The sequence below is a fragment of the Streptomyces sp. NPDC056373 genome, assembly GCF_042262425.1.
Taxonomy (GTDB): Bacteria; Actinomycetota; Actinomycetes; order Streptomycetales; family Streptomycetaceae; genus Streptomyces.
The window spans coordinates 380,177-392,767 of the sequence record NZ_JBHJPX010000001.1; the positions used below are offsets into that span (position 1 = coordinate 380,177).

The 12,591-nt window shown below is 71.9% G+C and carries 11 protein-coding genes; 3 read left to right on the forward strand and 8 right to left on the reverse strand.

What is annotated here, in order from left to right; all coding sequences use genetic code 11:
• The first annotated feature begins 6 nt into the window (after positions 1 to 6).
• Entirely contained in the window at positions 7 to 813 is an 807-nt protein-coding gene (locus ACFCXS_RS01795) for an aminotransferase class IV (RefSeq protein WP_376641500.1), read from the forward strand.
• Positions 814 to 876: 63 nt separating this feature from the next.
• On the opposite strand, the gene ACFCXS_RS01800 is transcribed toward ACFCXS_RS01795, so the two are convergent.
• Positions 877 to 1,344 (reverse strand): carboxymuconolactone decarboxylase family protein, encoded by a 468-nt coding sequence (locus ACFCXS_RS01800; RefSeq protein WP_376640924.1) that lies wholly within the window; start codon positions 1,342 to 1,344, stop codon positions 877 to 879.
• Positions 1,345 to 1,392: 48 nt separating this feature from the next.
• A complete protein-coding gene (locus ACFCXS_RS01805; RefSeq protein ID WP_376640926.1) occupies positions 1,393 to 2,781 on the reverse strand; it encodes a PLP-dependent aminotransferase family protein in 1,389 nt (462 codons plus the stop codon).
• Between the two features lie 47 nt (positions 2,782 to 2,828).
• Between ACFCXS_RS01805 and ACFCXS_RS01810 the strand changes: the two genes are divergently transcribed.
• Both ACFCXS_RS01810 and ACFCXS_RS01815 read left to right on the forward strand, forming a co-directional pair.
• A complete protein-coding gene (locus ACFCXS_RS01810; RefSeq protein WP_376640928.1) occupies positions 2,829 to 3,347 on the forward strand; it encodes a carboxymuconolactone decarboxylase family protein in 519 nt (172 codons plus the stop codon).
• Positions 3,344 to 4,087 (forward strand): isocitrate lyase/phosphoenolpyruvate mutase family protein, encoded by a 744-nt coding sequence (locus ACFCXS_RS01815; protein WP_376640930.1) that lies wholly within the window; start codon positions 3,344 to 3,346, stop codon positions 4,085 to 4,087. The genes ACFCXS_RS01810 and ACFCXS_RS01815 overlap by 4 nt, the downstream gene beginning before the upstream one ends.
• Before the next feature lie 6 nt (positions 4,088 to 4,093).
• Here ACFCXS_RS01815 and ACFCXS_RS01820 read toward each other — a convergent pair whose 3' ends face one another.
• The 6 genes from ACFCXS_RS01820 to ACFCXS_RS01845 all read right to left on the reverse strand — a co-directional run bounded on the left by ACFCXS_RS01820 (position 4,094) and on the right by ACFCXS_RS01845 (position 12,542).
• A complete protein-coding gene (locus ACFCXS_RS01820) occupies positions 4,094 to 5,050 on the reverse strand; it encodes an ABC transporter substrate-binding protein (RefSeq protein WP_376640932.1) in 957 nt (318 codons plus the stop codon).
• A gap of 1 nt (position 5,051) precedes the next feature.
• Positions 5,052 to 7,001: an ABC transporter permease gene (locus tag ACFCXS_RS01825; RefSeq protein ID WP_376640934.1), complete on the reverse strand. Its 1,950-nt coding sequence runs from the start codon at positions 6,999 to 7,001 to the stop codon at positions 5,052 to 5,054.
• Positions 7,001 to 8,107: a glycine betaine/L-proline ABC transporter ATP-binding protein gene (locus ACFCXS_RS01830; RefSeq protein ID WP_376640936.1), complete on the reverse strand. Its 1,107-nt coding sequence runs from the start codon at positions 8,105 to 8,107 to the stop codon at positions 7,001 to 7,003. The genes ACFCXS_RS01825 and ACFCXS_RS01830 overlap by 1 nt, the downstream gene beginning before the upstream one ends.
• Positions 8,104 to 9,636: a GMC family oxidoreductase gene (locus ACFCXS_RS01835; protein ID WP_376640938.1), complete on the reverse strand. Its 1,533-nt coding sequence runs from the start codon at positions 9,634 to 9,636 to the stop codon at positions 8,104 to 8,106. The genes ACFCXS_RS01830 and ACFCXS_RS01835 overlap by 4 nt, the downstream gene beginning before the upstream one ends.
• Before the next feature lie 112 nt (positions 9,637 to 9,748).
• Positions 9,749 to 11,269 (reverse strand): aldehyde dehydrogenase family protein, encoded by a 1,521-nt coding sequence (locus ACFCXS_RS01840; protein WP_376640939.1) that lies wholly within the window; start codon positions 11,267 to 11,269, stop codon positions 9,749 to 9,751.
• Positions 11,270 to 11,552: 283 nt separating this feature from the next.
• Positions 11,553 to 12,542: a malate dehydrogenase gene (locus tag ACFCXS_RS01845; RefSeq protein ID WP_376640941.1), complete on the reverse strand. Its 990-nt coding sequence runs from the start codon at positions 12,540 to 12,542 to the stop codon at positions 11,553 to 11,555.
• Positions 12,543 to 12,591 lie beyond the last annotated feature (49 nt).

Below are 12,591 nucleotides of genomic sequence, written 5' to 3' on the forward strand. Positions count from 1 at the left end.
CGCGTGGTGACGGGGCCGGTGGTGGTGGAGGGACTGTGGGCGTGGACACCCGACGGCGGGCTGGTCCCGGCCCCGGGCCCCGAGCGCACGGACGGGGGACGGCTGCTGGTGGCGGACTCCTGGCTGCTGCGCGAGGGCCGGGTGCGGGCCTACGCCCGGCATCGGGAGAGGTTCTCGCGGTCCTGTGGCGACTGCGGCGGGCCCGGGCCGCGCCGGCTCGCGCAGTTCTGGCGGGACGTGACCGCCGCCCTGCCGCGCACCGGGGTGTGGTTCCCCCGGGTGGAACTGGCGGCGGGTTCCATGGAGTTGCGGCTGCGCCTGCGGCCCGCTCCGCCGCTCGGCAGCGGGGTGCGCCTGTGGGCGGCGGGCCAGTCCGATCCGCGGACCGTGCCCCGCCGCAAGGGCCCGGACCTGGACACCCTGGCCCGGGTGCGCCGCCGGGCCGCGGGCGAGGGCGCGGAGGAGGCGGTGCTGATCGCCCCCTCGGGCACGGTCCTGGAGTCGGCCACCGCGGCTGTCCTGTGGTGGGAGGGCGACACCCTGTGCCTGCCCCCGCCGCGGCTGCCCGTCCTGCCGAGCGTGACGGCCGGGCTGGTCCAGGAGCGGGCGCTGCGGTCCGGGTTCCGGATCGCGCACCGGGAGCGGACCGTGGCCGAGCTGGACGGCTGTGAGATCTGGCTGCTGAACGCGTTGCACGGCATCCGGCCGGTGACGGGCTGGATCGGACGGCCGATGCGGATCCCCCCGGTGGAACGGGCCGCGGAGTGGCGGGCATGGCTGGACGGCATGATGGAGCCGCTGCCGGCCGATTGAATTGCGCGGGAAACAGCGACGCCGGGCCATATTCGACCCGGCGGGCTTTTCCTGCTGCCTTCTTCAGTTTTTCGGGACCATGCGGGTCGATATCGCGATGCGGTTGTACGCATTGATGACGGTGGCCGCCCAGATGAGGGCCGCGATCTGGTTCTCGTCGAACACCGCGGCCGCCTCGGCGTAGACCGCGTCGGGGACGCGGCCGTCGTGGACCAGTGTCACGGCCTCGGTCAACGCCAGAGCGGCACGCTCGCGTTCGGTGTAGAAGGGCGCCTCCCGCCAGGCGTTCAGGGTGTGCAGGCGCCGCTCTTCCTCGCCCTGCGCGCGGGCGTCCCTGGTGTGCAGGTCGAGGCAGAACGCACAGCCGTTGATCTGGGAGGCGCGGACCCTGACCAGTTCCAGCAGTTCCGGTTCGAGTTTGGCGTCCTGGGCCGCGGAAACAGCGGCGGCATGCAGGGAGCCCATTGCCGCGGAGACGTCTGGGGTGATTTCCTTCAGGGCGACGCGGGATATGGGGGAGCGTTCATTCATGGGGTGACCATATCCTTCGGGCGGCATTCCGGAGGGGAATTCACGCGATTATCCGGGAAGTACCGCACACAGCGCGTCCAGCGCCCCCGACCAGGCGTGGTCCGGCGGTGTGCCGTATCCGACGACCAGGGCGTCGACGGGCTCGGCCCGCGCGCCGGGACGGGTGTAGCGGGCGAGTCCGTGGAGCGCGAGACCCCTCCAGTGCGCCGCCTGGACCACCGGCTGCTCGGTGCCCGGCGGCAGCCGCAGCAGGACGTGCAGACCGGCCGCGATGCCGCTGACGCGGGCTTGTGGGGCCCGGGCCGTGACGGCGGCGACCAGGGCGTCCCGGCGGCGCCGGTAGTGCAGGCGGACCGCCCGGACGTGCCGGTCGTAGGCACCGGACGTGAGGAACTCGGCCAGGGTCAGTTGATCCAGCACCCCGCACGTGTCGACGCCGCCCTTGGCCGCCGCGACCTCCTCCGCGAGGCCCGGCGGCAGGACCGCCCAGGCCAGCCGCAGCCCGGGCGCGAGGGACTTGCTCGCCGTGCCCAGGTGGACCACGCGGTCGGGGTCCAGGCCCTGGAGCGCGCCGACGGGCTGCCGGTCGTAGCGGAACTCACCGTCGTAGTCGTCCTCGATCACCAGCCCGCCGGTGCGCCGCGCCCAGTCCACGACGGCCGCACGGCGGTCGCGGTGCAGGGGCACGCCGATGGGGAACTGGTGGGCGGGGGTGAGGAGGACCGCGTCGGCCCCGGACAGCCCGGCCGGGTCGGTGCCGAGCCGGTCGAACGGCAGCGTGGCGGTGTCCAGACCGGAGCCGGCCAGGATCCTGGCGTGCACGTCCAGCCCGTACGACTCGACCGCGACGGTCCGTGCCCCGCGGGCCCGCAGGACCGTGCCGAGCAGCTTCAGGCCGTGCGCGAACCCGGCGCACACCACGATCCGTTCGGGGTCGGCACGCACGCCCCGGGCCCGGGAGAGGTACCCGGCGAGCGCGGCCCGCAACTCGGGCCGGCCCCGCGGGTCGCCGTAGTCGAGGGCGTCGTGAGGGGCGGCGTTCAGGGCACGGCGGGCCGCCTTGAGCCACTCCGCGCGGGGGAAGGAGGTGAGATCCGGGCTGCCGGGGCGCAGATCGTAGGCCGGGCGGGCGGGAGTGCGCGGGTGGGGTGCGGTGCCGGCGGGCGGGACGACCCTCCGCTCGGCGACCCGGGTGCCCGAGCCCTGCCGGGCGGTGAGCCAGCCCTCGGCGACCAGGTCGGCGTAGGCGTCGGCGACGGTGTTGCGGGCGATCCCCAGGTCGGCCGCGAGTGCGCGGGAGGACGGCAGCCGGGTGCCGGGGGCCAGCCGCCCGGAGCGCACGGCCTCGCGCAGGGCGTCGGTCAGCCCCCGGCGCAGGCCCGGCCCGCTCGGCTCCACATGCAGGTCGAGCCCCAGAGTGGCCCAGGATTCCGCCATGGAAATGGACCATACCCCTGGGCTGCTTGCCTCCTAGGGTCGAGGGCATGACGACGCACACCGACGAAACGACGGCCCCGGAAAGCATGGAGTACGCCCCCGAACGGCCCGCCCGTCTGGAGTGGGCCACGCACGTGCCCGAGGTCTACAAGGCGATGGTCCGGCTCGACGTGGCGGCCCGGCGGGGCCTGGACCCCAAACTGCTGGAGCTGGTGAAGATCCGCGCCTCGCAGATCAACGGCTGCGCGTTCTGCCTCGACATGCACAGCAAGGACGCCCTGGCCGCCGGGGAGAGCGTCGAGCGGATCATCCAGCTCGGGGCGTGGGAGGAGTCGCGGCACTTCTACACCGCGAAGGAGCTCGCGGCGCTGGAGCTGACGGAGGCGGTGACGGTCCTGACGCACGGTTTCGTGCCGGACGAGGTCTTCGACAACGCCGCGAAGCACTTCGAGGAGGCCGAGCTGGCGCAGGTCATCGCCGCGATCACGGTGATCAACGCGTGGAACCGGTTCGGCGTGACGTGCCGTATGGCGCCGGGGCACTACGAGCCGGGGCAGCACAAGTGACGGCCGGGGCTGGGCGTACGACGGACAAGGCCGGGGTGTTCCGCGCCCTGCACCACCACCGGGCGCCCGGCGATCCGCTCGTGCTGCCCGGGCCGTGGGACGCGGCCGGCGCACGGGTGTTCGCCGAGGCCGGGTTCCCCGCGCTCGCCACGCCCAGCGCGGGGGTCGCCGCCTCCCTGGGCTACGAGGACGGGCAGGTCCCGGCCGACGAGATGTTCGCGGCGGTCGCCCGGATCGTCCGGGCCGTGGACGTGCCGGTGTCGGCGGACGTGGAGGGCGGTTACGGGCTCGCGCCGAAGGACCTCGTGGAGCGGCTGCTGGAGGTGGGGGCGGTCGGCTGCAATCTGGAGGATTCCGCGGACGGGGTGCTCAAGGACCCGCGGGCGCACGCCGATCGGCTGGCCGAGGTGCGGGAGGCGGCCGGTGACCGGCTGTTCGTCAACGCCCGCATCGACACCTTCGCCTGCGGGGTGGACGACCCCGGCGCGGCCATCGAGCGGGCGGCGCTGTACGTCGCCGCGGGGGCCGACTGCGTGTACCCGATCGGGGTCCCGCCGGACGTTCTGCCGCTGCTGCGGGCCGGGATCCGGGGGCCGATCAACGTCGGGGCCCTGACGGACGACGGCCCCTCGCCCGCCGAACTCGGCGAACGAGGGGCCACCCGGATCACCTTCGGGCCGGGACTCCAGCGACAGGCCACCCGCGCACTGCGGGAGATCGCCGCCGGACTCCTGGCGTAGGAAGGCTCAGGACAGCCACTTCTTCCACGTGGACTTGTGGCTGTCCACCCACTTCTTCGCCGCGTCCTCCGGCGTCATCTTCTTGTCGGCGATCATCAGGGAGACCTCGTTCTGGTCCTCGGTCGTCCACTTGAACTTCTTCAGGAAGGCCGCCGCCTTGCCGCCCTTCTTCGCGAAGTCCGCGTTGAGGTACTTCTGGAGCGGGGTGTGCGGATAGGCGCAGGCGATCTTCTCCAGGTCTGCGTCGCAGCCCTCCTTGTACGGCGGCAGCTTCACCTCGGTCATCGGGACCTTCTTGAAGAGCCACTGCGGGGAGTACCAGTAGGTCAGGAAGGGCTTCTTCTCCTTGGCGAACTGCTTCATCTGCGTGATCTGCGCCGCCTCGGAGCCGGCGAACACCACCTGGTAGTCCAGCTTCAGGTTCTTCACCAGCGCCTTGTCGTTGGTGACGTAGGACGGCGAACCGTCCATCAGCTGGCCCTTGCTGCCGCTCTCCGGGGTGCGGAACTGGTCGGCGTACTTGTTGAGGTTCTTCCAGTTGGTGATGTCCGGGTGCTTCTTGGCGAAGTACGTCGGGACGAACCAGCCGATGTGGCCGGTGACGCCGAGTTCGCCGCCGGGCGCGATCGTCTTCTTGTCCTTGACGTACCGCTGTTCCTGCTCGGGGTGGCCCCAGTCCTCCAGGAGCGCGTCGACGCGGCCCTGGCTGAGTGCGTCCCAGGCGGGCACCTCGTCGACCTGGACGGTGTCGACGCGGTAGCCCAGCTCGTGCTCCAGGAGGTACTGGGCGACGGCCACGTTGGACTGGGCGCCCACCCAGGACTGCACGGACAGGGTCACGGTCTTGGAGCCCTGCGCGTTGGCGAAGGGCGACGCCTGCTTGGTCATGTCGGCCGCGCCGCAGCCGGTGAGCAGGGCCAGGGAGCTCGCCGCGGCGATCACGGCAGTCTTGCGGACTCGCATGTCACGCTCCCTTCTTCGCACGGCGTTCGGTGGGCTGGGTCACCCGGTCGAGCATCAGGCCGAGGCAGACGATCGCGCCGCCCGCCACCAGACCGGTCGCCAGGTCGCCCTGGGCGAGGCCGAAGACGACGTCGTAGCCGAGGGCGCCACCGCCGACCAGGCCGCCGATGACGACGACGGCGAGGACCAGGACGAGGCCCTGGTTGACGGCGAGCAGCAGCGCCGGGCGGGCCAGCGGGAGCTGGACCTGACGCAGCTGCTGCCAGCTGGTCGCGCCGAGCGAGCTGGAGGACTCCAGCGCGGCCGGGTCGACCTGGCGCAGGCCCTGGGTGGTGATCCGGACGACGGCCGGCAGGGCGTAGACGATCGCCGCGGCGACGGCCGGGGCGCGGCCGACGCCGAACAGGGCGACGACCGGGATCAGGTACACGAACTGCGGCATCGTCTGGAACACGTCGAGGACCGGGCGCAGCGCCCGCTCCAGCCGGTCGCTGCGGGCCGCGGCGATACCGACGGCGAAGCCGACGACCAGGGTGACGGCGACGGCCGCCAGGACCTGGGAGAGGGTGTCCAGGGACGGCTTCCAGACGCCGAGGACGCCGATCGCGGCCATGGCGAGGACGGCGGTGAGCGCGGTGCGCCAGGTGCCGATGACCCAGGCCAGGGCGGCGACGATCAGCAGGACGCCCCACCAGGGCAGCGCCTGCAGGCCGCTGCGCATCGGGTCGAGGACCCAGGTGGTGAAGTGGCCCGCCCAGTCGGCGGTGCCACCGACGACGGGGACGCCCGAGTACAGGTGCGCGGTCATCCAGTCGACGGCGCGGTTGACGGGCTCGGCGATGCCGACGACCCACGACTCGGGCCAGTCGAGGCGGCCCGCGAGGCGCCCGGCGACCGCCACGACGACGACGCCGGCGAGGGCGTAGAGCCAGCCGCGGCCGCTGTTCGGCTCGGGTTCGGCACCGAGCTTCTCCCCCGCCGCGCCGGTGACGCGGTCCAGGACCACGGCCAGCAGCACGATCGGGATGCCGGCGGCGAGCGCGGCACCGACGTCGACCGAGGCCAGGGCCTGGTAGACGCGGTCACCGAGACCGCCCGCGCCGATGACGGCCGCGATGACGGCCATGGACAGCGCCATCATGATCGTCTGGTTGACGCCGAGGAGGAGTTCCTTGCGGGCCAGCGGGATGCGGGCGGTCAGCAGGCGCTGGCGCGCGGTGGAGCCGAGCGACTCGACGGCCTCCAGCACGCCCTGGTCGGCGCCGCGCAGACCGAGCGAGGTCAGACGGGCCATGGGCGGGGCGGCGTAGATGACGGTGGCCAGGACGGCCGCCGGCACGCCGATGCCGAAGATCAGCACGACCGGCAGCAGATAGGCGAAGGCGGGCAGCACCTGCATGGTGTCCAGGACCGGTCGCAGGACGCGGTCCATCCGGTCGGACAGCCCTGCGGCGAGCCCGAGCACCACGCCGACGAGGACCGACGCGAGGACCGCGACGACCATCAGGGCGAGGGTCTGCATGGTCGGCACCCACATGCCGAGCAGCCCGCAGGCGAGGAACGCGGCGGCCGTGCCGAGCGCCAGCTTCACGCCCGCCACGCGCCAGGCGACCAGCGCGCCCAGGGCCGTGACGCCGGCCCAGCCGACGGCCAGAAGGGTGAGGTAGACGGCCCTTACGGCGATGACGACGACGTTGCTGACGTGGCCGAAGAAGTAGAGGAACAGCGGGTGGCTGTCGCGGTTGTCGATGATCCAGTCGCTGGCCTTGGCGAGCGGCTGGGAGAAGTCGACGGTCAGGGCGCCGGGCCAGCTGCCGCTCGCCCAGCGGGCGTTGGCCAGGGGGACGAGGATCGCGGCGGCGACGGCGAGCAGCAGCAGCTTGTGGACGGCCCGGTGCTTGAGGAAGGCGGGCACGCCGACGCGCGGCGGGGACGCGGTGATGGTCGCCATCACACCGCCTCCTTGGGCTGCCGCGTCCCGGGCGGAGCGGGCTGCTCCGTCCCGGCGACGACACCGAGGAGCGTGTCGGAGTCGACCACGCCCACGCAGCGGCCCTGGTCCACGACCCGGGCCGGAGCGCCGGCGCGGGCGACCGCCTCGATCGCCTCGGACACCGTCGCGTCGGGGCGCACGGCCGGTCCGCTGCCGTCCTGGTCCGCCGCGGGGCGGCGCATGGCGGTGCGGACGGTGAGGACCTGCTCGCGCGGGACGTCCCGGACGAACTCGCGGACGTAGTCGTCCGCGGGCGCGCCCACGATCTCCTCGGGGGTGCCGAGCTGGACGATCCGGCCGTCGCGCATCAGGGCGATGCGGTCGCCCAGCTTCAGGGCCTCCTGGAGGTCGTGCGTGATGAAGACCATCGTGCGGCCCTCCTCGTGGTGCAGCCGGATGACCTCCTCCTGCATGTCCCGCCGGATCAGCGGGTCGAGCGCGCTGAACGGCTCGTCGAAGAGCAGCACTTCGGGGTCTGCAGCGAGCGCGCGGGCCAGACCGACACGCTGCTGCTGGCCGCCGGAGAGCTGGCCGGGGCGGCGGTGCTCCATGCCCTCCAGGCCGACCTTGGTGACGATCTCGGCGGCCCGCTCGCGCCGCTCGGCCTTGCCCATGCCCTGGATCTCCAGGCCGTAGGCGACGTTGTCGAGGACCGAGCGGTGCGGCAGCAGACCGAAGTGCTGGAAGACCATCGCGGCGCGGTGGCGGCGCAGTTCGCGCAGCCGGGCGCGGTCCATGGCGCGGACGTCCTCGCCGTCGATGGCGATGGTGCCGGCCGTGGGCTCGATCAGCCGGGTCAGACAGCGCACCAGCGTGGACTTGCCGGAGCCGGACAGGCCCATGACGACGAAGACCTCGCCCTTGCGCACGTCGAAGCTGACGTCCCGGACGGCGGCCGTGCAGCCGGTGCGCGAGCGCAGCTCGGCGGGGTCGAGCGCGGTGAGCTCGGGGTCGCCGGGAACGCGCTCGGCCTTGGGGCCGAACACCTTCCACAGGTTCTCCACGGAGAAGACGGGGGCGCTGTCCATGGTCTGCTCCGTCGGGGGTTCGAGGGTCGCGGTCACTTGGAACCACCACCGATCAGCTCGGCGGCCTTCTCACCGACCATGAGGACTCCGATCATCGGGTTGACGGTGGTCATCGTGGGGAACACGGAGGCGTCGGCGATGCGGATGCCCTCCAGGCCGCGGATGCGCAGCTCCGGGTCGACGACGGCCGACCCGTCGTCGGCGGCGCCCATCTTGCAGGTGCCGGCGGGGTGGTAGACGGTGTGCGCGACCTTGCGGGCGTACTCGCTGAGCTCCTCGTCACCGGTGACGTCCGGGCCGGGAGCCACCTCGCGCTTGAGCCAGCCGGCCAGAGGCTCGGTCCTGGCGATCTCACGGGCGATCTTGATGCCGTCGACGAGGGTCCTGCCGTCGTAGTCGTCCTCGTCGGTGAAGTAGCGGAAGTCCAGCGCGGGCTTGACCTCGGGGTCGGCGCTGGTCAGGTAGAGCCGGCCGCGGCTCTTCGGCTTGGGGATGTTCGGGGTCATGGAGACGCCGAACTCCGGCCGCTGGTAGCCCAGTCGCTCCGGGTTGTCCGTGAACGGGATCTGGTAGAAGTGGAACATCAGGTCCGGGTGCGGCTGTTCGGGGTCGCGGCGCACGAACAGGCCCGCGTCGGAGTCCATCGCGGAGTTCTCCGGGATGGGGCCGTTGGTCTCCCAGACGATGACCGACTCGGGGTGGTCGAGCAGGTTCTCGCCGACGCCCGGCAGGTCGTGCGTGACGGGGATGCCGAGCTTCTCCAGGTCCGCCTTGGGGCCGATGCCGGAGTGCATCAGCAGCCGGGGCGAGTCGACGGCACCGGCGCACAGCAGCACCTCGCCGCGCGCCTTGACGAGGATCTCCTCGCCGTCCTTGGTGCGCACGTGCACGCCCGCGGCGCGGTTGCCGTCGAGCTCCAGCTTGTACGCCCAGGTCTCCAGCAGGATCGTCAGGTTGGGCCGCTCGTCCATCACCGGGTGGAGGTAGGCCACCGAAGCGGAGGACCGCTTGTTGTTCTCGGGGTGGTAGGCGAGGTCGAAGAAGCCGACGCCCTCGGTGAACGGCTTCTTGTTGAAGCCCTCCACGCGCGGCACGCCGAGCGCCTCCTGGGCCGCGTCGACGAAGTCGCGGGCGATGGCGTTGCGGTCCTTCTCGTCGACCGGGACGATGTTGTTGTTGAGCCGGGCGAAGTACGCCTCCATCTGCACCGCGCCCCAGCCCTTGGCCCCGGCGGCCTCCCACTCGTCCCAGTCGGCGGGCAGCGGCTTGAAGGCGATCAGGGTGTTGTGCGAGGAGCAGCCGCCCAGGACGCGGGCCCGGCTGTGCCGGATATGCGAGTTTCCGCGTGGCTGTTCGGTGGTCGGGTAGTCGTAGTCGAGCTCGCCGCCGAGCAGGCCCATCCAGCGGCGCAGGGTCAGCACGTCATCGCGTCCGACGTCGCTGGGGCCGCCCTCGATGACGGCGACGGTGACGTCCGGGTTCTCGGTCAGGCGGGAGGCGATCACGGAACCAGCGGTTCCGCCGCCTATCACGACATAGTCGTACTCATGACTGGTGTGGGACATGGCGTACTTGCTCCAGTGGGGATGAAGTGAACGAGCTCGGGGGACGGGGACGTTCAGCCCGGGGTGTGGGGGTCAGCCCGGGATGAGGTCGGCGGCCCGGCGGGGGCGGGGGTCAGCCCGCGAACCAGCGCACCGGCTTGGGAGCGAGGTTCTGGTAGACGTGCTTGGTCTCCCGGTATTCGGCGAGGCCGGCGGGGCCCAGTTCGCGACCCACTCCGCTCTTGCCGAAACCGCCCCACTCCGCCTGCGGCAGGTAGGGGTGGAAGTCGTTGATCCAGATGGTGCCGTGGCGCAGCCGGCCGGCCACGCGGCGGGCGCGGCCCGCGTCGGCGGTCCAGACACCGCCCGCCAGTCCGTACTCGGTGTCGTTGGCGAGGGCGACGGCCTCGTCCTCGGTGCGGAAGGTCTCGACGGTGAGGACCGGCCCGAAGACCTCCTCCCGCACGACGCGCATCTCGCGGTGGCAGTGGTCGAGGACGGTCGGCTCGTAGAAGTAGCCGTTCTCCGGGCGCTGCGGGGACGGCTCGGGGCGCTTGCCCCCGGAGCGCAGCACCGCGCCCTCCTTGAGGGCGGACTCGACGTACATCTCGACCTTGGCGCGCTGCTGCTCGGAGACGAGCGGGCCGCACTCGACGCCGTCCTCGGTGCCGCGGCCGAGGCGGATCTTCTCGGCACGCCGGGCGAGTTCGGTGACGAAGCGGTCGCGGACCGACTCCTCGACGATGAGGCGGGCGCCGGCCGAGCAGACCTGGCCACTGTGGATGAAGGCGGCGTTGAGGGCCTGGTCGACGGCGGTGTCGAAGCCCTCCTCGGTGGCGCAGGCGTCGGCGAAGACGACGTTGGGGTTCTTGCCGCCGAGTTCGAGGGCGACCTTCTTGACGCTCGGGGCGGCGGCCTCGGCGACCTTGGTGCCGCTGATCAGGCCGCCGGTGAAGGAGACCAGGTCGACGTCGGGGTGCTCGGACAGGCGCGCGCCCACCGAGTGGCCGGGGCCGGTGACGATGTTGGCGACACCCTCGGGGAGACCGGCCTCGACGAGCAGGTCGATGAGCGCGATCGTCGTCATCGGCGTGATCTCGCTCGGCTTGATGACGAAGGTGTTGCCGGCGGCGAGGGCGGGGGCCACCTTCCAGCTGGCCTGGAGCAGCGGGTAGTTCCAGGGCGTGATCATCGCGCAGACGCCTATCGGCTCGTGCACGACGACGCTGTGGATGTCGGGCGAGCCCGCGTCCACGACCCGGCCGGGGGCCTCGCCCGCGACCAGGTCGGCGAAGTAGCGGAAGGCGTCGGCGACACAGTCGATGTCGACGCGGCCCTCCTCGACGGTCTTGCCCGCGTCCTGGGCCTCCAGCCGGCCGAGCTTCTCGCGGTCACGGACCAGGAGATCGGCGACGCGGCGCAGCAGCGCGGCCCGCTCGGTGACGGGCGTGTGCGGCCACGGGCCCTCGTCGAAGGCGCGCCGGGCGGCGGCGATCGCCAGATCGGTGTCCTTCTCGTCGCCCTCCGCGACCACGGCGAAGGGCAGGGCGTCCGCGGGGTCGAGGATCTCACGGGTGGCCCCGGAGGTGGCCGCCCGCCACTCTCCTCCCGCATGGATGGTTTCACGCGCCTGAAGTTCGGTACTTTCCGCCATGATCGCTCTTCGCCTTCCGTTCCTGATCAGCGCCCTTGTGTCACATTCGTGTCACTAAGAGACCGGGTTCGCCTGCCCTCCTCCCGCAATTGCATGCGCACCCATGGCCGAAAGTGCGCTGCGTCACGGGAGATGCGGGCAAATCGCTGCAAACCATCCATGAATCAGGTACCTGGACGTCACTCCGTGCAAGGCCGGAAGACGTCCGGGCGTGGAAAGCCCGCAGGCCCCGCACCGGAAGCAACCGGTACGGGGCCTGCGTACGAACGCGGAGAGGCTCCGGTCAGATGAGGCCGAGGCCGCGGACCGCCTCGCGCTCCTCCTCGAGCTCCTTGACGGAGGCGTCGATGCGGGTACGGGAGAACTCGTTGACGTCCAGGCCCTGGACGATCTCGTAGACGCCGTCCTTGGTGGTGACGGGGAAGGAGGAGATCAGGCCCTCCGGGACGCCGTAGGAGCCGTCCGACGGGATGCCCATGGAGGTCCAGTCGCCCTCGGCGGTGCCGTTGACCCAGGTGTGGACGTGGTCGATGGCGGCGTTGGCGGCCGACGCGGCGGAGGACGCGCCACGGGCCTCGATGATCGCCGCACCGCGCTTGGCGACGGTCGGGATGAAGTCCTCGGCCAGCCACTTCTCGTCGTTCACGGTCTCGGCGGCGTTCTTGCCGGCGACCGTGGCGTGGAAGATGTCGGGGTACTGGGTGGCGGAGTGGTTGCCCCAGATGGTCAGCCGCTTGATGTCGGCGACCGTGGTGCCCGTCTTCTTCGCGAGCTGGGTCAGCGCGCGGTTGTGGTCGAGGCGGGTCATCGCGGTGAAGCGCTCGGCCGGTACGTCCGGCGCGGCGGCCTGGGCGATCAGCGCGTTGGTGTTCGCCGGGTTGCCGACGACCAGGATCTTGACGTCGTCCGCGGCGTGGTCGTTGATGGCCTTGCCCTGCGGCTTGAAGATGCCGCCGTTGGCCTCCAGGAGGTCACCGCGCTCCATGCCCTTGGTGCGGGGCCGGGCGCCGACGAGCAGACCGACGTTGGTGCCGTCGAAGGCGACGTTCGGGTCGTCGGTGATGTCGATGCCCTGAAGGAGCGGGAACGCGCAGTCGTCCAGCTCCATGGCCGTGCCCTCGGCCGCCTTCAGGGCCGGCGTGATCTCCAGCAGGCGCAGCTTCACCGGCACGTCCGCGCCGAGCAGCTGACCGGAGGCGATGCGGAAGAGCAGGGCGTAACCGATCTGGCCGGCCGCGCCGGTGACGGTGACGTTCACGGGAGTGCGGGTCATGGCGTTCTCCGTATGACAGCTGGCGGTGGGGCGGGGTCCCTGCCCCGGA